Origin of the sequence: Thioalbus denitrificans (genome assembly GCF_003337735.1) — a bacterium.
GTDB lineage: Bacteria > Pseudomonadota > Gammaproteobacteria > DSM-26407 > DSM-26407 > Thioalbus > Thioalbus denitrificans.
In genome coordinates, this window is sequence record NZ_QPJY01000002.1 from 570,349 (window position 1) to 596,121 (window position 25,773).

Genomic DNA, 25,773 nt, shown 5'->3' on the forward strand with positions numbered 1-25,773 from the left:
GTGGTTCCAATGAATTCAGTCACTGCCCAGTAACGCGATCCATGGCCTGGCGCAGGGGCCGCAGCAGGGCCGGGACCTCAGCGTTGATGCGCTCGGGCTCCGCGGCCAGCTCGCCCAGCTTGTTGACCAGCACCGAGCCCACCACCACCGCGTCGGCCACCCGGGCCACGGCGGCGGCCGACTCGGCATCACGGATGCCGAAGCCCACGCCGATGGGCAGGTCGGTATGGTTGCGGAGCCGCTCCAGCATGGCGGTCACCGAGCCGACATCCAGGGTCCTGGAACCGGTCACGCCCTTCAGTGAAACGTAGTAGATGAAGCCGCTGGCGGCCGTGCAGATGCGATCCATGCGCGCATCGGTGGTGGTGGGCGCGACCAGGAAGATGGGATCGAGCTCACGGCTGCGGAGTCCCTGCACCAGTTCTCCGGCTTCTTCCGGCGGCAGGTCGACGGTCAGCACGCCGTCCACGCCGGCGGCGGCGGCCGACTCGGCAAAGGCGGCGTATCCCATCGCCTCGATGGGGTTGAGATAGCCCATCAGAACGACGGGGGTCTCCCCGTCCCGCTCCCGGAACGCGCGCACCATGTCCAGCACATCGTGCAGGCTCACATGGTGCTTGAGCGCCCGCTCGCAGGCGGCCTGGATGGCGGGGCCGTCGGCCATGGGATCGGAGAAGGGCACGCCCAGCTCGAGGATGTCCGCGCCCGCCTCCACCAGCGCGTGCATCAGCGGCACGGTCACGGACGGTTCCGGATCGCCGGCGGTGATGTAGGGGATCAGTGCCTTGCGGCCCTGCGCCCGCAGGGTCTCGAAGCGCTTGCCGATTCTGCTCATGTGTTCGCTGGTTCCTGGTGATCGTGGGGCCGGGTTCAGATGTGGATGCCCTCGATGGTGGCGATGGTGTTGATGTCCTTGTCGCCACGGCCGGAGAGATTGATGACGATGCTCTGCTCCCGGTCCAGCGTGGGCGCGAGCTTCATGGCGTAGGCCAGCGCATGGCTGGACTCGAGGGCCGGAATGATGCCCTCGGTCCGGGTCAGCGCATGGAAAGCCTCCAGCGCCTCGGTGTCGGTCACGGAGACGTAGTTCACCCGCCCGGCGTCCTTCAGCCAGGCATGCTCGGGCCCCACGCCGGGATAGTCGAGTCCCGCGGAGATGGAGTGGGTCTCGGTGATCTGTCCGTCACTGTCCTCCATGAGGTAGGTGCGGTTGCCGTGCAGCACCCCGGGGCGTCCGGCGCAGAGCGGGGCCGAGTGGCGCCCGGTCTCGATGCCGTCGCCGGCCGCCTCCACGCCGTACATGGCCACCTCCCCATCATCCAGGAAGGGATGGAACAGGCCGATGGCATTGGAACCGCCGCCCACGCAGGCCACCAGGGCATCGGGCAGCCGCCCGGTCATCGCTTGGGCCTGGGCGCGGGCCTCGCGGCCGATCACCGACTGGAAGTCGCGCACCATCGCCGGGTAGGGATGGGGGCCGGCCACCGTGCCGATGATGTAGAAGGTGTTGTCCACGTTGGTGACCCAGTCGCGCATGGCCTCGTTCAGCGCATCCTTGAGGGTGCGCGAGCCCGAGTGTACCGCCACCACCCGGGCCCCCAGCAGCCGCATGCGGTAGACGTTGGGCGACTGGCGCTGGATGTCGTCGGCGCCCATGTAGACCACGCACTCGAGCCCCAGCCTGGCCGCCACGGTGGCGGTCGCCACGCCGTGCTGCCCCGCGCCGGTCTCGGCGATGATGCGGGTCTTGCCCATGCGCTTCGCCAGCAGGGCCTGGCCGATGGTGTTGTTCACCTTGTGGGCGCCGGTGTGGTTGAGATCCTCGCGCTTGAGGTAGACCTGGGCCCCGCCCAGGTTCCTGCTCCAGCGCTCGGCGTGGTAGAGCGGCGAGGGACGGCCCACGTAGTGGGCCAGATCCGCGTCCAGCTCCGCCAGGAAATCGGGATCCTGCAGGTACTTCCCGTAGGCCGCGGTCAGCTCGGAGAGCGGCTCCATCAGCGTCTCGGAGACGAATATCCCGCCGTAGGGACCGAAATGGCCGTTGGCATCGGGGTATGCGCTCCAGTTCATGGAGCGCGCGGGTTCATTCTGTGTCGGCACGGGATACACCTCGTATGAATGCCTGCATCTTGGCCGGATCCTTGATGCCCTTGGCGGCTTCCACGCCACCGCTCACGTCAACCGCGTAGGGACGGACCTGCCGCACCGCCGCGTCCACATTGCCGGGGGCGAGCCCCCCGGCCAGCACCAGCGGCAATCCCAGGTCCCGCGGGATGCGCGACCAGTCGAATGTCTCCCCGGTACCACCGGCCACCCCGGGGCGGTAGGTATCCACCAGCAGCGCCGCGGCATCGCCGTAGCGGGCGCACTCCGAGTGCAGGTCGATGCCCTCCCGCATCCGCACCGCCTTCATGTAGGGTCGGCCGTGGGATCGGCAGTATTCGGGCGGCTCCGCGCCGTGGAACTGCAGCAGGTCGAGCGGAACGGCCGCAACCGCCTCCCGTACCCGTTCCGGTTCGGCATCGACGAACAGGCCCACCACCGTCACGAAGGCCGGCACCACGGCCCTGATCTCCCGGGCCTGGCGCTGATTCACGTGGCGTGGGCTGGGCGGATGGAAGACCAGGCCGATGGCATCGGCGCCGAGGCGCACCGCCTCACGGGCATCATCCACCCGGGTGATGCCGCAGATCTTGACTCGGGTGCGCCCCATGACCGCGCGGCCGGCCCTCCAGCGAGAGTGAGTTGCAGAATGGGGTAATTTAACAGAAATGGAGAGAGGGTTTAACTTTCCCGGGGAATGGGGAACGGGGAACGGGGGACGGGAGACAGGAGGCAGGAGGCAGGGAACCCCACCATTATCTCCTTGGCGCGTCGGCAGATTTCGTGGGTGCAGAGAGAAGAAATTTCCTCTCGCCAAGACGCCAAGAACGCCAAGGAATCAACAATTCTCTTTCAGCCGATTAACGATGGGAGGGATTCCCTGCATTATGAGTGCCTCGTCGAATTTGAGACCTTGGTACTCGACTTCCCTTGGCGTTCTTGGCGTCTTGGCGAGATCCAAAAAGATTTCGTCCCGGAATAACACAACCCGAAAAATGTGCCTCGCCGCCACTATTGTCCATGCGTATCATGCGCTTGGCGCTCGTTATGAGTGGAGCATCCACCCACAGATTCTGCGGACGAGCCATCTCCTTTATCCTTCATCCGTAACCCAGTATCCCTGCACTGCCAGGTGCCTCGGGAAACCGGTAGGGCTCCGGGTAGCGGACGGCGACGAAGTAGAGCCCGCCGGGAGGGGCGGTGACGCCGCCGAGGGTCCGGTCCCGACCCACCAGCACCTCGCGGGCCCAGTCCGGGTCGGCTTTCCCGCAGCCGACGGCGATCAGGACGCCGGCGATATTGCGGACCATGTGGTGGAGAAAGCCGTTGGCCTCGGCATCGATGGTGATGAATTCGCCCTGGCGCCTCACCTCGAGGCGGTGGAGCGTGCGCACCGGGCTCTTGGCCTGGCACCCCAGCGCCCGGTAGGCGCTGAAGTCATGCTCGCCCAGCAGATGCACGGCAGCGGCCCGCATCCGTTGTTCGTCGAGTGGGCGGCACTCCCAGGTCACCCGGTTGTGCAGCAGGCCCGGCCGGCTGGGTCGATTGAGGATGACGTAGCGGTAGCGGCGGGCGCGGGCGCTGAAACGGGCATGGAACGCCTCGTCCACCGGCTGGGCCCAGAGCACGGCCACGCCCCGGGGCAGCTGGCTGTTCGCGCCGAAGACCCAGCCGCGCATGTCGCGCCGGGCATCGGTGTCGAAATGCGCCACCTGGCTGAGGGCGTGCACCCCGGTGTCCGTACGGCCCGCAACCACCACCCGCACCGGGTGGTCGGCCACATTGGAGAGCGCCTGCTCCAGCGCCTCCTGGACCGAGGGTACCCCGTCCTGGGTCTGCCAGCCGTGGAAATCGCTCCCGTCGTACTCGATCCCGAGCGCGATTCTCACGTTGCCCCGCCAGCCATCCGCCGCACGGTTACTGGGTCAGCTGGTCGAGCAGGCCGCGGGCTTCCTGCTGCTGGCTGTCGTTGCCCTCACCCAGAACCTCCTCCAGGATCTCCCGGGCGCCTTCCTCGTCGCCCATGTCGATATAGGCACGGGCCAGATCGAGCTTGGTGGAGACTTCGTCCACGTCGGGAAGCAGGTCGAGGTCACCCTCCTCCGTCCCGCCTTCCTCATCGAAACGGAGCTCGCCGCTGCTCAGATCGGCGCTGGCGGCGAGCGTCGGCTCCTCCGGCTCGGTCTCGATGGCCGGGTGGGGTTCGAAGGCCTCTTCAACCGCGTCGCGCCCGCTGTCGAGGCCCAGGTCCAGTTCCAGGCCCGAGAGCTCCTCATCCAGCTCGGAGGGTTCGGCGGAAACCGACTTCCGCGCCTCACGCTCCAACTCCTCGATGTCGAAGTCGATCGCGGGCATCTGGTCGGCGGCACGTGATTCGCCCGGCTCCTCGCCGGTCGCCTCCTCGCGCAGGAAATCCAGGTCGAAGTTGACCCCGGTCTCATCGCCACGCTGGGATGCGGGTTCCGGCTCCACGTCCAGTCCCTGGACGGCAAAGGGCGCTTCAGTCTCCTCCCCAGCCGGCGTGGTCTTCTCGTGCCAGGTGCCGCCGGCCTCCTCCTCCAGGGCGAGATCGACCCCCTCCGGAGCCGCGCCGGCTTCCGCCGGCTCGGGCGGAGGGGTGGAAGCGGACGGCTGGCGCAGTGCGAACATGGGCACCCCGGGGCAGAGCTCACGGCCCATCTCGGCCGCCTTCAGCCACATCGGGTCCGCCTCCGTGACCTGCTCGAAGAGTTCCGCGGCCTCCGCCTCGTAGGCGTCGCGATCGCGGGTGGCGTAATAGACCTCCAGGAGCTTCAGGCGGACATTGGCGTCGTTGGGGCGCGTCTCCAGGAGGGACTGCAGCAGCTCCTCGGCCTGGGAGAAGCGGCCATAGGCGATATAGACATCCGCCTCGGCGACGGGATCGCTGCCGGCCGGCCGCGGCGGCAGGCCGGTCGCCTCCGTCCCGGACAGTTCCACCGCCTCCGCAGCGGCCACTCCCGTCAGGGCGGCGCTGGTGGCCGCGGCCGCAGCGGCGGCCTCGGGCGAACCCGCGGGGGCCCGTGCGGCAGCGGGTTCGGCGGGCATGTCCACGCCGCGCCGGCGGGTCATCAACCAGACAATCACCAGCAGGATCAGAACCGCGGCGGCCAGCACGACCAGGTTGACGGGGTCGCGCAGCAGGCGCCCGATGAGATCGGCCTGTTCCTCCCCGGCCCCGGCTTCCGCTGCGGCCGCCTGCTGTTGCTCCAGATCCTGCTGCAGGCCCGCCAGCTCCGCATCCTTCAGGTCGATGAGCTTCTGCAGGGAAGCCACCTGGGATTCGAGCTCCGCGAACCGCTCCTGCAGCTGCGAATTCTCCCGCTGCAGGGTATCCACGCTCTCGGTGGTCAGGGCCAGTTCCTGGCGTACGCTGTCGAGCGCTTCCTCCGGCGCGGGAGTGACGGTCTGCCCGGGTTCGGCCACCGGGGCCTCGCCCGCCTGCCCCTCTGCCGCCGTATCCTCCGGCGCCAGCAGCTTCAGCTCACCTTCCCCCGTTGCCGGCTGCGGCTGCCCGGGCGCCGCTGCAGGCGCCTCCGCCTCATCGGCCCCGGCTTCCGGCTTCACCGCCTCGGGCGCCGCCGGCTCGGGCACCGCCTCGGGCACCGCCTCGGGTGCCGGCTGCTCGGGAAGTGGCTGCTCGGCGGCGGGGAGTGTCTCCTCCGGCCGCGCTTCGGCAGGCGCCGCCGGTGCGGCCTCCGCTTCGGGCGCGGCCTCCACCGCGGCCGGCGGTTCGGCGGAGACCTCCGCCTCCTTCCGCGGGGCCGGTGTGGGCGGCGCCGTGCGCGCCTGGCGCCACTCCGCGTATTGCCGCTGCACCTCGCGGCGGGCCTCGGCGTCGCTCAGCGCCCCGATCGCCTGCTGATCGGGGATCCGCAGCACCTGCCCGGCCATGAGGTTGTTCATGTTGCCGTTGATGAAGGCACCGGGATTGCCCCGCTGCAGCGCCACCATCATCTGCTGCGGGGAAACCGAGGTGCCGGGACGGGTGCGCTGGGCAATACCCCAGAGCGTGTCGCCGCGGCTGACCCGGTAGGTGTCCCCGCTGTAGGCGGGGGTGGTGGCCGCGGCGGCCTGCGGGGCCGGTGCACGCGCACCGCTGAAGGTGGGCGGATCGAGCAGTACGGTGTATTCGCGCAGCAGTCTGCCGCTGGGCCAGCTCAGCTCCACCAGGAAGTTGAGGAACGGTTCCCGGATGGACTGGCGGCTCGTCACCCGGATGAAGAGGGTGCCGTCGGATTTGCGATCGACCTTGAAATCCAGTGCTGTCAATGCAACGGGACGGTCGATCCCCGCCCGGCTGAAGTCCTCGGCCCGCGCCAGTCCGACCCGGATTTCCTCGGGAGCCACGCCCCTGGGCGAGAGCAGCGCGATTTCTGCCACCAGCGGCTGATTGAGGCCGGAGCGGACCTTTATGTTGCCGAGACCAAGCGCCTGAACCTGCAGGGCCAGTGGCAGAACCATCAGGGCCAGCACCAGGGCAATTTTCCGCGCCATCATTCCCTCCCTATCCGCATCCGTTCCGGTTGCTTATTGTTGCGCAATGGCAGTCGGCTGCGTCGCGACCGACCGTATGCCCGCGGGTTGCGGAAGATGTCGGCCAGGAACGCAGTACACCACAATCACATGATTTTTATCAGTTGCGCACCATTCAGTCCTGTGCGTGCATCACGCTTTGGTTGCGGAACGCCAGGCTGTGGCGGGTTTTCGCGACAATCCCGACACTACTGCACCATTTTCCCGTGGTGGCCCATCCGGAACCGGCAGGGTGAAACAGTACACTAGTGTACCGCGCCACTCCTGGAGGTACTTTCAGAGCCCCCCGAAAGTGCCAGGACAAGGCGCAGTGCGCAGGCAATGGTTGTTTCCCTTGTCAAGCGCTGCAACGCCGTCATGGCGCTTTCGGGGGGCTCCCTCCGGGCGCGCCGCTGGCCGGCCATCTGCGGCGTTGCGCTTGCTTGAAAGGGGGCCTGCCCTTCCTGCGCAAGCGCGCCTTGCATCTGACCGGCCGGCGACTCGCTGAATGTGCCTCCAAGAGCGGCGCAGTACACTCGCTACCGGATGTCTATTAATTTAGCAGCATTTCGTCCAGCAGGATCTCACCGATTCGCAGACAGTTCAGCGCCGTGCAGCGGCGCAGGTTGTCGGCCACGACCCACAGGTTCAGCGCCCGCGGCAGGTCGAGATCGGCCCGGATGCGCCCCACGTAGACCGAATCGCTGCCCGCGGCCTCGGTCACCGGGGTCGGATACCCTCCCGGTTCACGCTCGTCGATCACCTCCAGGCCGGGCGCAGAGGCCAGCAGCTCCCGGGCGCTTTCCGCGTCGATGGGCTCGCGGGTATGGACGCACAGGACCGCGGAGTGGCCGAAGAAGACCGGGGCCTGGACCAGGGTGGGATTGAGCGGAAGCTCGGGATCCCCCAGGACCCTGCGGGTCTCCCAGACCAGCTCCATCTCGCCCCGCGTGTAGCCGTTGTCCATGAAGGCGCCCACCTGGGGCAGGAGGTTGAACGCGATCTGACGGGGGAATACCTCCGTATCCACCGACATGCCGTTGAGCAGCCGCGCGGTCTGCCCCGCCAACTCCTCCGCGCCCCGTCGGTCCGACCCCGCCACCGCGTGCAGCAGCGTTATGTCCACCCGGTCGATGCCGACCTCGTGCCGCAGCGGCTCGAGCGCCAGCAGCAGCATCACCGTGGTGTCCGCGGGGCTGGACAGGATGCCCCGCTCCCGGAAGCCGGCCACCGCCCCGGGATTGACCTCGGGGATTACCAGCGGCACCGTCTCGTCGAGCCGGAAGGCGGGGCTGCTGTCGATGACCACGCACCCGGCGGCCGCGGCCCGGGGCGCATGCTCGAAGGCGGTGCCGGCATCGGCAAGGAAAAAGGCCAGCTGGACAGTCTCGAAGTCGAAGCCTTCGATTGCCCTGACCGACAGGTAGCCGTTGCGGAACTCCAGCCGCGACCCGACCGCCTCGCCGATATCCAGCGCATGGACCTCCCCGACGGGAAACTCCCGCGACTCGAGCAGTTCGAGCAGGCTCCCACCCGCGGAGGAACCGGCGCCCACCACAGCGATATCAACACGTCCACTCATCTACCTTGCTCCAAACGACGAGCCCACGGCAGCGGTTTCCCGCTGCCGTGGGCTCGTGGTGACGACAGGATGCCGGATTCAGAGGTCGGAACCTCAGGCCTCCAGCAGGATCCGCAGCGTGCGGCGCAGCGGTTCGGCGGCGCCCCAGAGCAACTGGTCGCCCACGGTGAAGGCGCTCAGGTACTGCGGGCCGAGGTTCATCTTGCGCAGCCGGCCGACCGGTACGGTCAGGGTGCCGGTCACCGCCGCGGGGGTCAGCTCGCGCATGGTCACCTCGCGGTCGTTGGGCACCACCTTCACCCAGTCGTTGGCCGCGGCCAGCATCGCCTGCACCTCGTCCAGGGGCACATCGCGGGTCAGCTTCACCGTCAGTGCCTGGCTGTGGCAGCGCATGGCGCCCACCCGCACGCAGATGCCGTCGATGGGAATCGGGTTGCCGCCGCGGCCGAGAATCTTGTTGGTCTCGGCGAAGCCCTTCCACTCCTCGCGGCTCTGGCCGCTGTCCAGCTGCTTGTCGATGTAGGGAATCAGCGAGCCGGCCAGGGGCACGCCCCACTGGTCGACGGGATAGTCGGCGGAGCGGATGTGCTCGGCCACCACGCGGTCGATGTCCAGGATCGCCGAGGCGGGATCATCCAGCAGCGGCCGGGCCGCGTCACGGATGGAACCCATCTGCCGCAGCAACTCGCGCATGTTCTGCGCACCGGCGCCGGAGGCCGCCTGGTAGGTCATCGCGCTGACCCACTCAACCAGCCCGTTCTGGAACAGCCCGCCCATGGCCATCAGCATCAGGCTCACGGTGCAGTTGCCGCCGATGAACTCCTTCACGCCGCGGCCGATGGCGTCGCGGATGACGTCCAGGTTCACCGGGTCGAGCACGATGACGCTGCTGTCGGCCATACGCAGGGTGGAGGCGGCGTCGATCCAGTGACCGTCCCAGCCCGCGGCCCGCAGCTTCGGATAGACCTCGCTGGTGAAGTCGCCGCCCTGGCAGGAGATGATCACCTCCATCGCCTTGAGCTCGTCCACGTTCCGGGCGTCCTTCAGCGGCGGGACCTCCTTGCCGATGTCCGGCCCGGCCGCTCCGGCCTGGGAGGTGGTGAAGAAGACCGGATCGATCAGGTCGAAATCCTTCTCCGCCAGCATGCGCTGCATGAGTACGGATCCAACCATTCCCCGCCAACCGACCAAACCTACGCGCTTCATTTCAAAACCTCGATTTCAGGACAATGTTCCGGATGCACGGCCGCCGTGCCGCCCGGCCGGGGCGCCACGGCGCCGACTCTTCAAGACCGCGCCCCCACGGGGATGGTATCAGTCCGCGAGGGCCGCCACCACGGCATCGCCCATCCGGGCGGTACCGACCCGGGTGGTCCCCTCGGTATGGATGTCGGCGGTGCGCAGCCCCTGGTCCAGCACCCGGCTCACGGCCCGCTCGATGCGCGCCGCCAGGGCCTCCTCGCCGAGGGAGTAGCGCAGCATCATCGCCACCGACAGGATGGTCGCCAGGGGGTTCGCGACACCCTGGCCGGCGATGTCCGGCGCCGAGCCGTGGATGGGCTCGTACATGCCCTTGCCATCGGCGTCCAGCGAGGCCGAGGGGAGCATGCCGATGGAGCCCGTCAGCATGGAGGCCTCGTCGGAGAGGATATCACCAAACATGTTGGTGGTGACCATCACGTCGAACTGCTTGGGCGCGCGGACCAGCTGCATGGCGGCATTGTCCACGTACATGTGGCTCAGCTCCACCTCCGGGTAGTCCTTGGCCACCCGGATCATCACCTCGCGCCACAGCTCCGTGCACTCCAGCACGTTGGCCTTGTCCACGGAACAGACCCGCTTGTTGCGCTTCATGGCGATGTCGAACGCCGCGCGGCCGATGCGCTCCACCTCGGATTCGCTGTAGACCAGGGTGTTGAAGCCCTGGCGCTCGCCGTTCTCCAGGGTGCGGATGCCGCGCGGCTGGCCGAAGTAGATGCCGCCGGTCAGCTCGCGGACGATCATGATGTCCAGCCCCGCCACCACCTCCGGGCGCAGCGTGGAGGCGCTGGCCAGCTGGGGATAGAGCAGCGCCGGGCGCAGGTTGGCGAACAGGCCGAGCCCCGCGCGCAGGCCGAGCAGTCCCTTCTCCGGGCGGATGGAGATGTCCAGCGGCTCCCACTTGGGGCCGCCCACGGCCCCGAGCAGCACCGCGTCGGCCTCCCGCGCCAGCTGCAGGGTCTCCTCCGGCAGGGGCCCGCCGGTGGCGTCGATGGCCGCGCCGCCCACCAGGGCGGTCTCGGTCTCCACCGCCAGACCGTAGTCGTTCCGCAGGGCCTGCAGGACCTTCACGGCCTCGGCCACGATTTCGATGCCGATGCCGTCGCCGGGAAGCAGCAGTACTTTCTTCGTCATTCCTGGAACCTCTGAATTCTGGTTTTAACGCCAAGGCGCCAAGTCGCGAAGACGCCAAGGTTAATAACATTACAATACAATTGGTTACGCGCAGATTGTAAAGCTGTTACTTACTCTGTGTTCTTTGCGCCTTCGCGTCTTTGCGTTTAATCACTGTTCTACCCGAACAGCCAGGGCACGCGCTTCCGGTAATCGACCTCGAAGGCGCGGATCTCCTCCACGTGCTGGAGGGTCAGCCCGATGTCGTCCAGGCCGTCGAGGAGGCAGTGCCTGCGGAAGGGATCCACAGCGAAGGGGATCACCTCACCCGTCGGGGTGGTCAGGGTCTGCGCCTCGAGGTCCACCGCCAGGCGGTAGCCGGGCTCAGCGTCCACCTCCCGGAACAGCCGCTCCACCGTGGCGGCATCCAGCACGATGGGCAGGATGCCGTTCTTGAAGCAGTTGTTGAAGAAGATGTCGGCGAAGCTCGGGGCAATGATGACCCGGAAGCCGTAGTCCTCCAGCGCCCATGGCGCGTGCTCGCGGCTGGAGCCGCAACCGAAGTTGTCGCGCGCCAGGAGGATGCGCGCCCCCTGGTAGCGGGGCTGGTTGAGGACGAAGTCCGGGTTGAGGGGCCGCTGGCTGCAGTCCATGCCCGGCTCGCCGTGGTCCAGGTAGCGCCACTCGTCGAACAGGTTGGGACCGAAGCCGGTGCGCTGGATGGACTTCAGGAACTGCTTCGGGATGATGGCGTCGGTATCCACGTTGGCGCGATCGAGCGGCGCCACCAGACCGTTGAATTTCTCGAAGGGTTTCATCTTGATACCTCTCAAAATTCCCGCACGTCGACGAAATGACCGGCGATGGCCGCGGCCGCGGCCATGGCCGGGCTCACCAGGTGGGTGCGGCCGCCCTGCCCCTGCCGGCCCTCGAAGTTGCGGTTCGAGGTGGAGGCGCAGCGCTCGCCCGGCTCCAGCCGATCGGCGTTCATCGCCAGGCACATGGAACAGCCGGGCTCGCGCCACTCGAAGCCGGCCTCGATGAAGACCCGGTCCAGCCCCTCGGACTCCGCCTGCCGCTTCACCAGCCCGGATCCCGGCACCACCATGGCCAGCTTGATGGACCCGGCCACCTTGCGGCCCTTGACCACCGCCGCGGCGGCGCGCAGGTCCTCGATGCGACCGTTGGTGCAGGAGCCGATGAACACCTTGTCCGGGCGGATCCCGCTGATGGGCATCATCGCCTCCAGCCCCATGTAGGCCAGGGCGCGGCGGATGCCCTCGCGCTTCACCGGGTCGGACTCGGCATCCGGGTCCGGGACGCAGGCATCCACCGGCAACACCATTTCCGGCGAGGTTCCCCAGGTGACCTGGGGCGTAATGGCCGTCGCATCGAGCACCACCACCTGGTCGAATACGGCGTCGTCGTCGCTGCGCAGCTCCCGCCAGGCCGCCACCGCCTGCGCCCACTGCTCGGCCCGCGGAGCGAACGGCCGGCCCTCGACGTAGGCGAAGGTCTTCTCGTCCGGCGCCACCATGCCGGCCCGGGCGCCCGCCTCGATGGCCATGTTGCAGACCGTCATGCGGCCCTCCATGGAGAGGCTCCGGATCGCCTCGCCGCCGAACTCGATGGCGTAGCCGGTCCCGCCGGCGGTCCCGATCCTGCCGATGATGGCCAGGATGAGGTCCTTGGCGGTGATGCCGGGGGGCAGCTCACCGTCCACCCGCACCAGCATGTTCCTGCTCTTCTTCTGCACCAGGCACTGGGTGGCGAGCACGTGCTCCACCTCGGAGGTGCCGATGCCGAAGGCCAGCGCGCCGAAGGCCCCGTGGGTGGCCGTGTGGGAGTCCCCGCAGACCACCGTCATCCCCGGCAGGGTGGCACCCTGCTCCGGGCCGATGATGTGCACGATGCCCTGGCGCACATCGCCCATGGGAAACTCGGTGATGTCGAACTCCCGGCAGTTGCTGTCCAGGGTCTCCACCTGCAGGCGGGAGACGGGGTCGGTGATGCCCTGGTCGAGATCCCGGGTGGGGACATTGTGGTCCGGCACCGCGAGGTTGGCCTGCTTCCGCCACGGCTTGCGCCCGGCGAGCCGCAGCCCCTCGAAGGCCTGGGGCGAGGTCACCTCGTGCAGCAGCTGCCGGTCGATGTAGATGAGTCCGGTGCCGTCCTCGTCCATGCGCACCAGGTGCGCGTCCCAGAGTTTGTCATAGAGCGTCTTGCCAGCCATGGGCGGTCCTCGCAACGCAACATCGGTTCGGATAACAGGTACCCAGCTTAGACACTGGCAATCCATGAATCAAATTCATATATTTCATATATGATATTCTTTTATGGAATCTGTATTTATCCGCAGATTACGCAGATTACGCAGATTTGTTTTAAAGACAAGATCTTATAAGGAAATCTGTTCTCCAATATCCAGCTTGGTGTACTGCGGCGCAACTTTCGCCACCGGGGCACAGCAGCGGTTTTTTTTACTTTCCCTTGTGGAAGTCCAATCAGCGTAATCTGCGTAATCTGCGGATAAATAGTATTCACAATGAGGGCGTTGGATGGATACAGCAGCGCTGGAGGCGTTTCTGGCGGTGGCGCGGGCGGAGTCGTTCTCGCGGGCGGCGGAGGCGCTGCACCTGACCCAGCCGGCGGTGAGCAAGCGCATCGCGGGGCTGGAGTCGGCCCTGGAGGTGCGGCTGTTCGACCGTGTCGGGCGGGTGGTGAGCCTCACCGAGGCGGGCCGTGCGCTGCTGCCCCGGGCCCGGCGGGTGCTGGATGAACTGACCGACTGCACGCGGGAGCTGCACAACCTGTCCGGCCGCGTGGAGGGCACGCTGGCACTGGCCACCTCCCACCATATCGGGCTGCACCGCCTGCCGCCCGCCCTGCGCAGCTACACCGCGCGCTACCCGGGCGTGCACCTCGACCTGCGGTTCATGGCCTCGGAGAGCGCCTTCGCCGCCGTGGCCGAGGGCGAGGTGGAGCTGGCCATCGTGACCCTGCCCGAGGATCCGAAGGAAATGAGCCCGCTGGAGTCGTTCCCGCTGTGGGACGACCCGCTGACGCTGGTCATCGCGGCGGACCATCCGCTGGCGCGGCTCTCCTCCCCGGATCCCGGCGAACTGTCGGCCTACCCCGCCATCCTGCCCGACCCAGGCACCTGGACCCGCAGGCTCATCGACGCCGGGCTTGCCGGCGTGGGCGTCACCGCGCGCACCAGCTTCACCACCAACTACCTCGAGACCATCAAGATGATGGTCAGCGTGGGGTTGGGCTGGAGCGTCCTGCCCGAGTCCATGCTCGGCCACGGCCTCGCGCCCCTGGGCCTCCCCGGCCTGCGGCTCCTGCGCCACCTCGGCGCCGTCCGCCACCCCGGCCGTACCCCCTCCAACGCCGCCGAATCCTTTGTGCGGCTGCTGGCGATGGAAAGCGCGGGAACCGCACCCGGGGTCAACCGCAGCTGAAGACGCGCTCCTGCAGCAGCACCAGCTCCTCCAGCGTGACCGGTTTGCTGAACAGGAAGCCCTGGACCTTTTCGCAACCCTGCGCGCGCAGGAATTCACACTGCCGGGCGGTCTCCATCCCCTCGGCCACCACCCCGATCCCCAGGCCGTGGGCCATGGAGATGGCGGCCCGCACCAGTGACGCGGACTGCTCGGAGTCCGGAAGCAGGGAGATGAAGCTGCGGTCGAGCTTGATGCAGGACACCGGCAACCGGTTGAGGTAGCTCAGCGAGGAGTAGCCGGTGCCGAAATCATCGAGATAGATATCCACCCCCAGGGCCCGGATCTGCCGCAGCGACTGCACCACCTGCTCCAGGTTCTCGATGAGGACGCTCTCGGTCACTTCGATGGCCAATCTGATCCCATTGCCCGTCTCCCCGGCGGCCTCGATCAGGGTTTGCAGGCGCGCTGGAAAGTCGGCCTGCCGCAACTGGCTGACGGAGACATTGATGGCGAACCGCAGGGCGGGGAGCCCCCGCTCACGCCAGGCCCGCGCGTCCCGGAGGGTCCGCCGCAGCACCCAGTCCCCCAGCGGGAGGATCAGCCCCGATTCCTCCGCGACCGGAATGAAACGGGCGGGAGAGACGGCCCCCAGTTCCCCGCTCTCCCAGCGCAGCAATGCCTCCGCACCGACCATGCGGCCGGAAGCCAGGTCGACGACCGGCTGGTAGTGGAGAAACAGCTCCTCCTGCTCCTGGGCCCGTGCCAGTGCCTGGCGCAGCCGGCGGTGCTCCTGCGCCGCCCGGTCCAGCCCGGGCGAGAAAAATCGCCTTGTCTCGACGGAATTGCGCTCTGCCGCGAGCGCGTGAAGGGCCAGCGCCGCGCGCTGCTGCAGCAGTGCGGGACTGTCGCCATCCAGCGGATAGAGCGCGATTCCGGCGCGCAGCGGCACCTGCACTTGCGCCTGCCCATAGGTCATGGCGAGGGGGAATGCCGCCAGGATGCGGCCGACCGCGTGCTGGGCTTCGTCCCCACTCTGCAGTCCGGCCAGCATGACACCGAACTCGCCGCCACCGAGATGGGCGAGCGTGTCCTCCCCGCGCAGCGTTTCGCACAGCCGGTCGCGTACGGCGAGCAGGACCTGGTCCCCGCCGCCATGGCCCAGATCGTCGTTGATGCGGCGCAGGTTGACGATGTTGATGATCATCAGCGCCAGGAACGTGTCTTCCCGTTCGCATGCCTGCAGCGCCATCTGCAGGCGATCCTGGAACAGGTGCTCGTTGGGGAGGCCGGTCAGCCGGTCGTAGTAGCTCAGCCAGGCGATGCGGCGCTCCTTCTCGGCGTGCTCCATGCCGAGCGAGATGTCGGCCGCGAACTCCTGCAGCAGCCGCGACTCCTCCTCCTCGACCAGGTGCAGCGCCGCGCCATGGAGCACCAGCACACCGAACGCCCCCCCCTCCACCCGCAGGGGCAGGCAGGCCTGCACGGGATAGTCGCAGCGCGTCGTGAAGGGGGCGAAGGCGGCCTTGGCGTCGCTGGACGCCGGTCCGCCGCAGACGATCGCCCGCCGGCTCCGGGCCACCTGGGCGAAGGGATTGTCCGGCCGCGCCAGCTCGGTGCCGATGAGGCCCTCCAGCCCCGCCCCCTCCACCTCGGCGCCCACGGCGTGGACCGCCACGGCGAGCCGCAGCCGCTCCTCGCGCTGCAGCGCCACCCAGGCGTGCAGGTAACCCCCCTGCTCCACCGCCACCCGGCAGGCTTCCGCCAGCAGCGCGTCCTGGTCGCGCAGCCGGACGATGGCCCCGTTGATGCCGCTGAGCACCCGGTGGATGCGGTTCAGGCGGGCGATGCGCTGGAGATGCTCCCGCTCGCTCCGCTCCCGCGCCTCCAGGGCCGCGGCCATCCCGTCGAAGGAGGCTGCGATCTGTCCCAGCTCGTCGCGCCCCGGACGCAGGCCGCTGCGGGCGCCGAAATCACCGCCGCCGAGCCGCTGCGCGGCCCCCACCAGGGCGCGGGTACGGCTCAGGATCAGGTAGTGGCCCAGGGCCCAGGCCCCCACCAGGGCCACCACGCTAATGATGAACAGGGCGATTATCTGCCGCTGGAACTGGTCCGCCGCAACGGCATAGGCGCTGTCGGCCGAAACACTCACCACGGCGACCAGATCATGGCTGTCCGGCAGATCATAGAGCCGGGTGTAGGCATAGAGCCGTGCCTGGCCGGCGGGTTCGACCGCCTCAATCGTTCCCTGCGGATCAACCTGTTGGATGCGGCGGGCCAGCCCGGGTACCGGGAGGGGCTTGCCGAGCCGTTCGGAAGCATCCGGATAGTGGGCCAGAACCATGCCGTTGCCTCCCACCAGATCGATGGTGGCGGCCGCCGGCAGGCTAACACCGAGGAACTGGCTGCTGAGCCAGTGCAGGTCGATGGAGGCATAGAGCACCCCTTGGATGCGCCCTTTAGGACCGAACATCGGCTGCGCCACTGCCAGGACCGGGATCCCGGTGATGCGGCCGACGATAAAGTCACCCACCACGAACCGGCGGGTCTTCAGCGCCCGCTGGAAGTAGGTCCGGTCGGCAAGATTAACGGGGCCGGGCGCAGGAACGGCGCTGCAGAAGAGCGCGCCATCGGCCTGAATGAGACCGAGGTTCGCGTAGCGCCTGTCGCTCTGCCCGGTCAGCAGCCGCGCAAGGACCTCGGTGCAGGAATCCCGCTCGGTGAATTCCTCGTCGGCGGTGAGGGCGAGCCCCTCGAGGAGGCGCTGGGCGGAGCCGACGACGGCGGTGAAGCCGGCGCCGACGAACCGGCTCAGCTGGACCGCCTCGAGCCGGGCATCCGCCCTGGCATGTTCACGGGCTTCGTAACTGAATACGAGAAGGTATCCATAGCTCGGTCCCAGCACCACCAGGACCAGCAGGATGAGGTGTGTACGCAGATTGAGAAACCTGTCCAGGCGCATGCGCTTCCAGGTCCATTGTTGTTGTTTTCATATGGTATTTGATGAGCATAGTCAGGTTTTGAGGTCCGTGCTCAGACCTCGCTCCACATGCGCAGGAGGTTGACGTAGCTGCGATCCACCTGGCCGGTGTGGTCCGCCTGGGGGGCTTCCCGCAGCAGGGTTTCGCGGGCGCGGGAGAGCTCCCAGAGCAGCTCGCGGCGGGCGGGGTCGCGGACCATGCTCTGCAGCCAGGTGATCATCACCAGCCGCTCGCCCCGGGTCACCTCGGCCACCCGGTGGATGCTCGAGGAGGGATAGACCACCACGTCCCCGGCCGGCAGCTTCACCTGCTGATCGCCGAAGGGCGTGCGGATGACCAGTTCCCCGCCCTCGTAGGCGTCCGGGTCGTTGAGAAAGACGGTCAGGGAGACATCGGAGCGGTAGCGCTGGCCGAAGGTGCCCATCACCGGGTCGTCCACGTGGTCGCCGTAGAACATCCCCGGCACGTAGCGGGCGAAGATGGGGGTGGAGGCCCGGTAGGGCAGCGCCGCGGCCTGGAAAATCTCGTTGCCGAGCAGCCGGCCCATGACCTGCTGCGCCAGGCGCGCCCGCAGCTCCGATTCCCGCTCCAGCTCCAGGTTCCGCTTCACCCGGCCGGCGGCGAAGCCGGCGGTGAGCTTTCCGTCCACGAAGGGTGCGCCGTCCAGCGCCGCGCGGATGGAGCGGATCTCCTCCGGGGCGAGCACCCGGGGAATGGTGATGAGCATGGGGGTATCTCCGTCAGCGTGATCAGCTGCGGATCATAACCTAGGTGCATGCCGTGGACAGGGAAAGGAGGCACCGCCCCTTCCCTGCCACGGATGGGGGGCCTCACTGCACCGTGATGGTGATCCGCTCCGACATCACCGGCGGATCGTGGGGAATGTGGGCCATGTCGCCCATGATGAGCTGGAGGGTGTGGGTGCCGGGGGCCAGGTCCAGGCTCACCTCGGTCTGACCGCCGCCGAAGTGGCGGTAGTTGTCGTTCGAGGGCACGGGCTGCCCGGCGGGCGGGGGATCCGCGTCGATGATGAGGTGATGGTGCCCGGTGGCGGCCTTTTCCACCCCGGCCGGGGCCACGCCCATTCCCTTGAGCCCGAACTTGACCGTGACCGGGCTGGTCACCTCCGCCCCGTCGGCGGGCTCGATGAAATAGACCGCCGCCCCTTCAGGCGCGGGAGTCGCCGCAAGGGCCAGGGGGCTGGCAAGCAGCATGGCCGCCAGCAGGCCGGCGAACTTTCTGTACATGGTCATTCTCCTCGGCAGATCGTGGTTGTTTTATTCGGTTCTGCAGGGAGAAAGCATAGTACATTACTCAGGTACAGCTGTTGCAGCCGCAGGCGGACTTGCCGCGGCTCTTGGCGAAGGCCTCCCGGCCCTCCCGCACGGCCAGCAGGGCGATGATCAGGGCACCCGCCGAGTCGATGCCGCCGATGCCGGTGAGGGCGTAGCCGGCACTGGCGGCCAGCAGCACCAGGGAGAACTGGAGACAGGCCCGGGAGCAGGCGGCGTCGGCCAGGATGGCATCGGAGCCCAGCGCCCGTCCCGCTTTCATCTTGTAGTGGATGAGCAGCCACATGCCGGTGATGGAGACCAGGGAGATGACCACGCCCCAGAAGGTGGTGACCGGCGCGTTCCCCTGGTAGAGGTTGACCGCCCCGGTGGTCACCAGGCCGGCGGCCAGGAGGTAGAAGGCGGTTCCCGTCACCCGCAGGGCCTGGCGCTCGAAGGGATCGGGATCGCCATCGCCATGGGTGCGCAGTCGGCGGATCATGTGCCAGATGCCAAGGCCCGAGATGACCTCCACGTAGGAGTCCACCCCGAAGCCGAGCAGGGCCAGGGTCTCGTCGGCGAAGCCGAAATAGACGGAAACCAGCCCCTCGACAATGTTGTAGCCGATGGTGATCCCCGCCAGCCAGGCGGCAATCCGGTACCAGTGCTGGCGCTCGGCGGCCAGCCCGGGCCGGACGAACTCAATGGTCTGCATCGTGTTTCAGCCTTTCTTCTGCCAGGGTCCCGGTGTCGACACACCGCACGAGTGTAATGCTTCACTCCTGGGGGCACATTCAGCGGCTCGCCCGAAAGCACCTCCAGGAGTGAAGCAGTACGCTGGCCTGCATTCTACTCCGGCCGGCCTGCATGGCCAGTCTCCCCCGGCGGCACTGATGGAAGCGCGGAGAACGGCGGCGGCGACCTGGCCGCCAACCGGACGGCGCTCAGGGCTCCCCGGCCGTCCCGCGCAGACCCACCCCCACCGCGGCCGCGGCCACCGCGGCCACGGCGGCGGCGACAAGGTAGGTGTTGCCTCCCCCGGCGCTCTCCCACAGGTAGCCGCTGGCCAGGCTCCCCACCGCCCCGCCGGCCCCGAAGGAGAGCGAGCTGTAGAGGGCCTGGCCGCGCCCCTGGTGCCGCCCCACGAAGAAGCGGTGCACCAGGTGCATGGCCGCGGCATGGAAGCTGCCGAAGCTGGCCGCGTGCAGCAGCTGGGCGAAGAGCATGATGCCGAGGTGTTCGGGCTGGGTGCCGATGATGGCCCAGCGCAGGGCCGCCAGCGCCAGGCTCGCCACCAGCACCCGCGGCGCGCCGAAGCGCGGCAGGAATCTCGGCACCAGCAGGAACAGGCTGATCTCGGCCACCACCCCCAGGGCCCAGAGCTGGCCGATGAGGCCGCGGCTGTAGCCGTGGTCCTCCAGGTAGAGGGTGTAGAAGGTGTAGTAGGGGCCGTGGCTCGCCTGCATCAGGAAACAGGCGGCGAGGAAGATCATCACCTCGGGACGGGCCAGCACGCGGCGCAGCGGAACGTGCTCATGGGGATGGGGCGAACCGTTGTGCTCGGGCACCGAGAGGCTGGAGAGCCAGATACCGCCGAACACCGCCAGCAGCACCCACGGCAGTATCCCCGTGCCGAACCGGTCGAGCACCAGGCCGACGCCGGCCACGGTGAGAATGAAGCCGATGGAGCCCCACAGGCGCACGGTGGCATAGCGGTGCACCTCGCGGCCCAGGTAGCTCAGGGTGGTGGCCTCGAACTGGGGCAGCACCGCGTTCCAGAAGAAGCTGAACAGGGCCATGACCAGCGCCAGCCAGCCATAGCCGCTGCCGAGGAATACGCCGGTGAAGGTCACCAGCGCGGCCAGGGAGCCCAGCCGCACCACCGCCATGCGCCGGCCGCTGCGATCGGCGAGCCAGCCCCAGAGGTTGGGGGCGATGATCTTGGTGGCCATCAGGATCGCCATCAGCTCGCCGATGGCCTGCGCCCCGAACCCCTCCCCCTTCAGGTAGAGGCTCCAATAGGGCAGCAGCGCACCCAGCGCGGCGAAGTAGAAAAGGTAGAAGCCGGACAGGCGCCAGTAGGGCATGACTGATGGATTGGAAATCAGGGATGAGGGTTAATGGTCAATGGAGAAAGGTTAAAGGATAAGGGCAAAAGGAAAACCAGGCGGTGAACATCGACGCGCTGGGGCCGGCGTGGGAAAGGGCAGCCGGTTCCGCCCTTCACCCTTCACACTTCACCCTTCACCTATATCCCTTGTCCCTTGTCCCTTGTCCATTACCCCTTATCCCTTATCCGTCTCTCTGAACGCTGCCGGGGATCACCGGGGTGGCGCTGCGCACGTCGGCATTCTGGCCGCGGTGGCGCAGCAGGTGATCCATCAGCACGATGGCCATCATCGCCTCGGCGATGGGGGTGGCGCGGATGCCGACGCAGGGATCGTGGCGCCCCTCGGTGACCACCTCGACGGGCTCCCCGTCCAGGTTCACGCTGCGCCCGGGCAGGCGCAGGCTCGAGGTGGGCTTCAGGGCGAGGGAGGCGACGATGTCCTGGCCAGAGGAGATGCCGCCGAGCACGCCGCCGGCATGGTTGCTCAGGAACCCCTGCGGCGTCATCTCGTCGCGGTGCTCGGTCCCCTTCTGCTCCACGCAGGCGAACCCGGCGCCGATCTCCACCCCCTTGACCGCGTTGATGGACATCAGCGCGTGGGCGAGATCGGCGTCCAGGCGGTCGAAGATGGGTTCGCCCAGCCCCGGCGGCACGCCGGTGGCCACCACGTTCACCCGGGCGCCGATGGAGTTGCCCTCCTTGCGCAGGGCGTCCATGTAGGCCTCCAGTTCAGGGATCCGCTCCGGGTCCGGGCAGAAGAAGGGATTGGTCTCCACCGCGTCCCAGTCGCGCAGCGCCAGGGGAATCGGCCCCAGCTGGGCCAGGTAGCCGCGGATCTGGATGCCGCAGCAGTCCCACAGGTACTTCTTGGCGATGCCGCCGGCGGCCACCCGCATGGCGGTCTCGCGGGCCGAGGAGCGCCCGCCGCCGCGGTAATCGCGCAGTCCGTATTTCTGCTGGTAGGTGTAGTCGGCATGGCCCGGGCGGAAACGGTCCATGATGGTGCCGTAGTCCTTGGAGCGCTGGTCGGTATTCTCGATCAGCAGGCCGATGGGCGTACCGGTGGTGCGCCCCTCGAACACCCCGGAGAGGATGCGCACCTGGTCCGCCTCCCGGCGCTGGGTGGTATGGCGCGAGGTGCCGGGCCGGCGGCGATCGAGATCCCGCTGCAGGTCCGTCTCGCTGAGCTCCAGCCCCGGCGGGCAACCGTCCACGATGGCGCCCAGCGCGGGGCCGTGGCTCTCGCCGAAGGTGGTGACGGTAAACAGCTTTCCGTATGTGTTTCCTGACATGGGGCGTTATTGTAGCGGGATTCGGAGAACTTCCCAGCCTCTTTCTGCCCTACCCGGGCGCATCGGCACGCCCGTGCAGGCAGATCATGGTGGCCAGCATCACCGCCACGCTCTTCTCCCCGGCCTCCGCGAGCGCCCTCACCTCGGCCCGGACCACGCTCAGGTTGCGCCCGGCCCGCTCCACCCGGCCACGGGCGGCGAACCGCTCCCCCCGGGCGGGCGAGAGGAGGTTCAGCTTGTACTCCACCGTGAGCACCGAACTGTCCTCCGGCATCAGCGAATAGGCGGCATAGCCGGCGGCGGTATCCGCCAGGGCTCCCACCACGCCCCCATGGAGAAAACCGTGCTGTTGTCCCAGGGCCGGCTGGTAGTCGATCTGGATCTCGCAGAACCCGGGCGCCACCTCCACCAGCCGCGCACCCAGCGTGCTCATGAAGGCCTGGCGCTGAAAACTACGCTCCACCCGCTGCCGGTAGGCGGGATCGGCGGGCGTGTATCCGCTCATGGGAAACCTCCGTACAGACCATCCATACGGAAGCGTATGTTTTGCGCCGGACCCCGTCAATACGCTACCGTACGGCCATGACCCGGACACCCTCCGAGACCCGCGCCCCGCGGGGCCGCGAAGCCTGGCTGGAAGCCGCCCTCGACACCCTTGCCGAGAGCGGCGTGGATGGGCTGCGGGTGGAGTCGCTCGCCAAGCGGCTGGGGCTGACCAAGGGCAGCTTCTACTGGCACTTCCGCGACCGCCCCTCCCTTTTTGCCGAACTGCTGGAACGCTGGCGGGAGGGGCGCATGGCTGCCATCCACCGCCACGCCGGCAACGGGACGGAGACGCCCAGGGAGCGCCTGCTGGGGCTGCTGTCCCGCTACGAGGGGCGGGTGAACCCCCGCGGCATGGCCATCGAAATGGCCGTGCGCGAGTGGGCCCGGCGGGATGCCGAGGCCGCGGCGGTCGTCGCGGCGGTCGATGCCGAACGCCTCGCCGTGGTGAGCGGACTGTTCGGGGAACTGGGATACGGGACCGGCGAGGCCCGGACCCGGGCCTACCTGTTCTACGCCTACGTCTTCGGCCAGAGCCTGCTCGCCCCTGCCGCGGCCGGAAGCCACGATGCCCTGCGGGAAAGCGCCGCGGAACTCCTCACCGAATCGCCCTGACTCGCCGCGGCGGTAGAGATACCGATCCACCGCCATAACGCCATATATCGGTAGGGCGGGATTCATCCCGCCTGGCACAGCGCCGAACCCCGGCGCCCCTGAGCAGATGAATCTGCACCTACGGTCCTGCCGCGCGATCCCGTCGCGCCGTGCCGCCCCCGTCGTAGGGCGGGATTCATCCCGCCGGGCACAGCGCCGAACCCCGGCGCCCCAGAGCAGATGAATCTGCACCTACGGTCCTGCCGCGCAACCCGTCGCACCGCCCCTGTCGTAGGGCGGGATTCATCCCGCCGGGCACAGTGCCGAACCCCGGCGCCCCTGAGCAGATGAATCTGCACCTACGGTCCTGCCGCGCGATCCCGTCGCACCGCCCCTGTCGTAGGGCGGGATTCATCCCGCCGGGCACAGCGCCGAACCCCGGCGCCCCAGAGCAGATGAATCTGCACCTACGGTCCTGCCGCGCGATCCCGTCGCGCCGTGCCGCCCCCGTCGTAGGGCGGGATTCATCCCGCCAAATCGGCATCACCGCAATGGCCCTGTAGCCAGATAGCGTCCCACAAAGGATATTCGGCCAGGCTGTCGACCAATCCGGCGCGTAGTGGATTTGCGAGAACATAGCGAGCCACTGTTCGTGCATCCTCATCCCTACGCAAAGCATGATCATGATATGCACGCTGCCAGACCGGTCCACTACCTCCGATCTGATGCCGAATCCTGTGGGCCGAACGGGCTTTCACTTGGCGAAGAACATTTCCAAGCGTCTGACCCTCTCCGAGCTGGAACAGCCAGTGGAGATGATCCGGCATGAGGACCCACGCCATCGTCGTGGCGTCACCCGCGGCATGGAGCTTTCGCATCTCCATAACGACAAGACGACCCAGGCGATAGTCGAGGAAAATCGGTTGGCGATGATGGGTGACCGTCGTTATGACATAGGCCTGCCCAGGGATGGAACGACGACCAATACTCAATCCCGCATAGGACATTCCTTGTCCTCCTTCCGTCATCTTCGGCCGTAGGGCGGGATTCATCCCGCCGGGCACAGTGCCGAACCCCGGCGCCCCTGAGCAGATGAATCTGCACCTACGGTCCTGCCGCGCAACCCGTCGCACCGCCCCTGTCGTAGGGCGGGATTCATCCCGCCGGGCACAGCGCCGAACCCCGGCGCCCCTGAGCAGATGAATCTGCACCTACGGTCCTGCCGCGCAACCCGTCGCACCGCCCCTGTCGTAGGGCGGGATTCATCCCGCCGGGCACAGTGCCGAACCCCGGCGCCCCTGAGCAGATGAATCTGCACCTACGGTCCTGCCGCGCAACCCGTCGCACCGCCCCTGTCGTAGGGCGGGATTCATCCCGCCGGGCACAGCGCCGAACCCCGGCACCCTTGTGGGAGGCGCGCCCTTGCGGCGATTTTTATCCCTTATCCCTTATCCCTTATCCCTTATCCCTTATCCCTTATCCCTTATCCCTTATCCCCTACCCCCGGACCGTTTCCCGCGTGTTCAGATTACCTTGGAGAAGCGCCGCTGCTTCTGCTCGCGCAGGTAGCGGTCGAAGGTCATGCAGATGTTGCGGATCAGGAGCCGGCCGGCGGGCTGGACGGTGATTCCGTCGGCGGCCAGACGCACCAGGCCGTCGGCCTCCAGGCTCTCCAGCTCCTTCAGCTCGGTGGCGAAGTAGTCGGCGAAACGGATGCCGTGGCGTGACTCCACGTCGGCGAAGCGCAGCTGGAAGTGGCAGATGAGGCGGGTGATGACGTCGCGGCGGAGCAGATCGTCAGGGTTCAGCTCCACGCCGCGGAACACGGCCAGGTTGCCGGCGTCCAGCGCGGCGTAGTACTCCTCCAGCCCCTTGAGATTCTGGCCGTAGGTGTTGCCCACCATGCCGATGGAGGTGGCGCCGAGGCCGACGAGATCGCACTCGGCGTGGGTGGAGTAGCCCTGGAAATTGCGGTACAGGGTGCCGTCGCGCTGGGCCACCGCCAGCTCGTCGTCGGGACGGGCGAAGTGGTCCATGCCGATGTAGACGTAGCCGGCCTGGGTGAGGCGCTCGATGGTGTGCTGGAGGATGTCCAGCTTCTCCGCCGGCGAGGGCAGCTCCCCGGCGTTGATGCGCCGCTGGGGCATGAACATCTCCGGCAGGTGGGCGTAGTTGAACACCGACAGCCGGTCCGGGGCCACGTCGATGATCTTCTCCAGGGTGCGTCCGAAGCTTTCCACGGTCTGGAACGGCAGGCCGTAGATGAGATCGATGCTGATGGACTTGAAGCCCCGGCGGCGGGCCTCCTCCAGCACCATGAAGGTCTCGGCCTCCGACTGGATGCGGTTGACCGCCTTCTGCACCTGCTGCTCGAAGTCCTGCACTCCCAGGCTCATGCGGTTGAAACCGATGTCCCGCAGCAGCGCGATGGTCTCCGCGGTGGCCTCGCGCGGGTCGATCTCGATGGAGTACTCGCCGGTGTCGTCGTCACGCAGGGTGAAGTGCTCCCCGGTGACCCGCATCAGCTCGCGCATCTGGTCGTGGGCGATGAAGGTGGGCGTGCCGCCGCCCCAGTGCAGCTGGTCCACGGGCCGGGAGCGGTCGAACAGCGCCCCCTGCAGCTCGATTTCCCGGTACAGGCGATCGAGGTAGGGCTGGGCCTTGGCGCGGTCCTTGGTCACCACCTTGTTGCAGGCGCAGTAGAAGCAGACCGTGTCGCAGAACGGAATATGGAAGTAGAGCGACAGGGGCCGGGGCCCGGCCTCGCGGTTGGTGGCCTCGGCCACCTCGCGGTAGCGGGCGGCATCGAAGCCGTCGTGGAACTGCACCGCCGTCGGATAGGAGGTGTAGCGGGGACCGGACTTGTCGTATTTCCGGATGAGGTCCTGGTCGAAGACGATGGTCTGTTCCATGATTCTGCTCCCGAGGCCCGATGCCTCGTCGTCCGC

21 protein-coding genes are annotated in these 25,773 nt (G+C 67.8%); 2 read left to right on the forward strand and 19 right to left on the reverse strand.

What is annotated here, in order from left to right; translation table 11 throughout:
- Window positions 1-19: 19 nt before the first annotated feature.
- The 10 genes from trpA to leuC all read right to left on the reverse strand — a co-directional run bounded on the left by trpA (window position 20) and on the right by leuC (window position 12,824).
- Entirely contained in the window at window positions 20-835 is an 816-nt protein-coding gene (gene trpA / locus DFQ59_RS07200) for a tryptophan synthase subunit alpha (RefSeq protein ID WP_114278987.1), read from the reverse strand.
- A 35-nt stretch (window positions 836-870) separates the two neighbouring features.
- The gene (gene trpB / locus DFQ59_RS07205) at window positions 871-2,070 is read right to left on the reverse strand and encodes a tryptophan synthase subunit beta (protein ID WP_114278988.1); all 1,200 of its coding nucleotides are present in this window, start codon (window positions 2,068-2,070) and stop codon (window positions 871-873) included.
- A gap of 13 nt (window positions 2,071-2,083) precedes the next feature.
- Window positions 2,084-2,713 carry a phosphoribosylanthranilate isomerase gene (locus DFQ59_RS07210; RefSeq protein WP_114278989.1) on the reverse strand — a complete coding sequence of 210 codons (630 nt, stop codon included), beginning with the start codon at window positions 2,711-2,713 and terminating at the stop codon, window positions 2,084-2,086.
- Window positions 2,714-3,203: 490 nt separating this feature from the next.
- Window positions 3,204-3,992, reverse strand: a complete 789-nt coding sequence (truA, locus tag DFQ59_RS07220) for a tRNA pseudouridine(38-40) synthase TruA (RefSeq protein WP_114278991.1) — start codon at window positions 3,990-3,992, stop codon at window positions 3,204-3,206.
- 28 nt (window positions 3,993-4,020) lie between these two features.
- Window positions 4,021-6,618, reverse strand: coding sequence for a motility hub landmark protein FimV (locus DFQ59_RS07225; protein ID WP_170142071.1), 2,598 nt, complete (start codon window positions 6,616-6,618; stop codon window positions 4,021-4,023).
- A 571-nt stretch (window positions 6,619-7,189) separates the two neighbouring features.
- On the reverse strand, window positions 7,190-8,218 hold the full coding sequence (locus tag DFQ59_RS07230) for an aspartate-semialdehyde dehydrogenase (RefSeq protein ID WP_114278993.1): 1,029 nt from the start codon (window positions 8,216-8,218) through the stop codon (window positions 7,190-7,192).
- A gap of 93 nt (window positions 8,219-8,311) precedes the next feature.
- Entirely contained in the window at window positions 8,312-9,424 is a 1,113-nt protein-coding gene (asd, locus tag DFQ59_RS07235) for an aspartate-semialdehyde dehydrogenase (RefSeq protein ID WP_114278994.1), read from the reverse strand.
- A gap of 108 nt (window positions 9,425-9,532) precedes the next feature.
- A complete protein-coding gene (gene leuB / locus DFQ59_RS07240) occupies window positions 9,533-10,612 on the reverse strand; it encodes a 3-isopropylmalate dehydrogenase (protein ID WP_114278995.1) in 1,080 nt (359 codons plus the stop codon).
- A gap of 158 nt (window positions 10,613-10,770) precedes the next feature.
- Window positions 10,771-11,409 (reverse strand): 3-isopropylmalate dehydratase small subunit, encoded by a 639-nt coding sequence (leuD, locus tag DFQ59_RS07245; RefSeq protein WP_114278996.1) that lies wholly within the window; start codon window positions 11,407-11,409, stop codon window positions 10,771-10,773.
- Window positions 11,410-11,420: 11 nt separating this feature from the next.
- Complete coding sequence (gene leuC, locus DFQ59_RS07250) at window positions 11,421-12,824, reverse strand: 3-isopropylmalate dehydratase large subunit (RefSeq protein ID WP_114278997.1); 1,404 nt, start codon at window positions 12,822-12,824, stop codon at window positions 11,421-11,423.
- A 325-nt stretch (window positions 12,825-13,149) separates the two neighbouring features.
- On the opposite strand from leuC, the gene DFQ59_RS07255 reads away from it, so the two are divergent.
- Window positions 13,150-14,055, forward strand: a complete 906-nt coding sequence (locus DFQ59_RS07255; RefSeq protein ID WP_114278998.1) for a LysR family transcriptional regulator — start codon at window positions 13,150-13,152, stop codon at window positions 14,053-14,055.
- Here DFQ59_RS07255 and DFQ59_RS07260 read toward each other — a convergent pair.
- The 7 genes from DFQ59_RS07260 to DFQ59_RS07290 form a co-directional block, all read right to left on the reverse strand.
- Window positions 14,042-16,996 carry a bifunctional diguanylate cyclase/phosphodiesterase gene (locus DFQ59_RS07260; protein WP_114278999.1) on the reverse strand — a complete coding sequence of 985 codons (2,955 nt, stop codon included), beginning with the start codon at window positions 16,994-16,996 and terminating at the stop codon, window positions 14,042-14,044. The genes DFQ59_RS07255 and DFQ59_RS07260 overlap by 14 nt on opposite strands.
- Before the next feature lie 71 nt (window positions 16,997-17,067).
- Window positions 17,068-17,742, reverse strand: a complete 675-nt coding sequence (locus tag DFQ59_RS07265; protein ID WP_114279000.1) for a Fe2+-dependent dioxygenase — start codon at window positions 17,740-17,742, stop codon at window positions 17,068-17,070.
- 103 nt (window positions 17,743-17,845) lie between these two features.
- Complete coding sequence (locus DFQ59_RS07270; protein ID WP_114279001.1) at window positions 17,846-18,262, reverse strand: DUF4399 domain-containing protein; 417 nt, start codon at window positions 18,260-18,262, stop codon at window positions 17,846-17,848.
- Window positions 18,263-18,329: 67 nt separating this feature from the next.
- Window positions 18,330-19,001, reverse strand: a complete 672-nt coding sequence (locus DFQ59_RS07275) for a cation diffusion facilitator family transporter (RefSeq protein ID WP_114279002.1) — start codon at window positions 18,999-19,001, stop codon at window positions 18,330-18,332.
- Window positions 19,002-19,230: 229 nt separating this feature from the next.
- On the reverse strand, window positions 19,231-20,373 hold the full coding sequence (locus DFQ59_RS07280) for an MFS transporter (protein WP_114279003.1): 1,143 nt from the start codon (window positions 20,371-20,373) through the stop codon (window positions 19,231-19,233).
- A 205-nt stretch (window positions 20,374-20,578) separates the two neighbouring features.
- Window positions 20,579-21,688, reverse strand: coding sequence for a chorismate synthase (gene aroC / locus DFQ59_RS07285; protein ID WP_114279004.1), 1,110 nt, complete (start codon window positions 21,686-21,688; stop codon window positions 20,579-20,581).
- 49 nt (window positions 21,689-21,737) lie between these two features.
- On the reverse strand, window positions 21,738-22,193 hold the full coding sequence (locus DFQ59_RS07290) for a PaaI family thioesterase (RefSeq protein WP_114279005.1): 456 nt from the start codon (window positions 22,191-22,193) through the stop codon (window positions 21,738-21,740).
- A 77-nt stretch (window positions 22,194-22,270) separates the two neighbouring features.
- On the opposite strand from DFQ59_RS07290, the gene DFQ59_RS07295 reads away from it, so the two are divergent.
- Window positions 22,271-22,846, forward strand: coding sequence for a TetR/AcrR family transcriptional regulator (locus tag DFQ59_RS07295; protein ID WP_114279006.1), 576 nt, complete (start codon window positions 22,271-22,273; stop codon window positions 22,844-22,846).
- A 503-nt stretch (window positions 22,847-23,349) separates the two neighbouring features.
- Here DFQ59_RS07295 and DFQ59_RS07300 read toward each other — a convergent pair.
- Window positions 23,350-23,832, reverse strand: coding sequence for an REP-associated tyrosine transposase (locus DFQ59_RS07300; RefSeq protein ID WP_114279007.1), 483 nt, complete (start codon window positions 23,830-23,832; stop codon window positions 23,350-23,352).
- Window positions 23,833-24,348: 516 nt separating this feature from the next.
- Window positions 24,349-25,737: an oxygen-independent coproporphyrinogen III oxidase gene (hemN, locus tag DFQ59_RS07305; protein WP_114279008.1), complete on the reverse strand. Its 1,389-nt coding sequence runs from the start codon at window positions 25,735-25,737 to the stop codon at window positions 24,349-24,351.
- Between the last annotated feature and the right edge of the window lie 36 nt (window positions 25,738-25,773).

Excerpts from the sequence above, each read along its gene's own strand:
- trpA (WP_114278987.1), bottom strand. The coding sequence starts at position 835 with ATGAGCAGAATCGGCAAGCGCTTCGAGACCCTGCGGGCGCAGGGCCGC.
- trpB (WP_114278988.1), bottom strand. The coding sequence starts at position 2,070 with ATGAACTGGAGCGCATACCCCGATGCCAACGGCCATTTCGGTCCCTAC.
- DFQ59_RS07210 (WP_114278989.1), bottom strand. The coding sequence starts at position 2,713 with ATGGGGCGCACCCGAGTCAAGATCTGCGGCATCACCCGGGTGGATGAT.
- DFQ59_RS07225 (WP_170142071.1), bottom strand. The coding sequence starts at position 6,618 with ATGGCGCGGAAAATTGCCCTGGTGCTGGCCCTGATGGTTCTGCCACTG.
- DFQ59_RS07230 (WP_114278993.1), bottom strand. The coding sequence starts at position 8,218 with ATGAGTGGACGTGTTGATATCGCTGTGGTGGGCGCCGGTTCCTCCGCG.
- asd (WP_114278994.1), bottom strand. The coding sequence starts at position 9,424 with ATGAAGCGCGTAGGTTTGGTCGGTTGGCGGGGAATGGTTGGATCCGTA.
- leuB (WP_114278995.1), bottom strand. The coding sequence starts at position 10,612 with ATGACGAAGAAAGTACTGCTGCTTCCCGGCGACGGCATCGGCATCGAA.
- leuD (WP_114278996.1), bottom strand. The coding sequence starts at position 11,409 with ATGAAACCCTTCGAGAAATTCAACGGTCTGGTGGCGCCGCTCGATCGC.
- leuC (WP_114278997.1), bottom strand. The coding sequence starts at position 12,824 with ATGGCTGGCAAGACGCTCTATGACAAACTCTGGGACGCGCACCTGGTG.
- DFQ59_RS07255 (WP_114278998.1), top strand. The coding sequence starts at position 13,150 with ATGGATACAGCAGCGCTGGAGGCGTTTCTGGCGGTGGCGCGGGCGGAG.
- DFQ59_RS07260 (WP_114278999.1), bottom strand. The coding sequence starts at position 16,996 with ATGCGCCTGGACAGGTTTCTCAATCTGCGTACACACCTCATCCTGCTG.
- DFQ59_RS07265 (WP_114279000.1), bottom strand. The coding sequence starts at position 17,742 with ATGCTCATCACCATTCCCCGGGTGCTCGCCCCGGAGGAGATCCGCTCC.
- DFQ59_RS07270 (WP_114279001.1), bottom strand. The coding sequence starts at position 18,262 with ATGTACAGAAAGTTCGCCGGCCTGCTGGCGGCCATGCTGCTTGCCAGC.
- DFQ59_RS07275 (WP_114279002.1), bottom strand. The coding sequence starts at position 19,001 with ATGCAGACCATTGAGTTCGTCCGGCCCGGGCTGGCCGCCGAGCGCCAG.
- DFQ59_RS07280 (WP_114279003.1), bottom strand. The coding sequence starts at position 20,373 with ATGCCCTACTGGCGCCTGTCCGGCTTCTACCTTTTCTACTTCGCCGCG.
- aroC (WP_114279004.1), bottom strand. The coding sequence starts at position 21,688 with ATGTCAGGAAACACATACGGAAAGCTGTTTACCGTCACCACCTTCGGC.
- DFQ59_RS07290 (WP_114279005.1), bottom strand. The coding sequence starts at position 22,193 with ATGAGCGGATACACGCCCGCCGATCCCGCCTACCGGCAGCGGGTGGAG.
- DFQ59_RS07295 (WP_114279006.1), top strand. The coding sequence starts at position 22,271 with ATGACCCGGACACCCTCCGAGACCCGCGCCCCGCGGGGCCGCGAAGCC.
- DFQ59_RS07300 (WP_114279007.1), bottom strand. The coding sequence starts at position 23,832 with ATGTCCTATGCGGGATTGAGTATTGGTCGTCGTTCCATCCCTGGGCAG.
- hemN (WP_114279008.1), bottom strand. The coding sequence starts at position 25,737 with ATGGAACAGACCATCGTCTTCGACCAGGACCTCATCCGGAAATACGAC.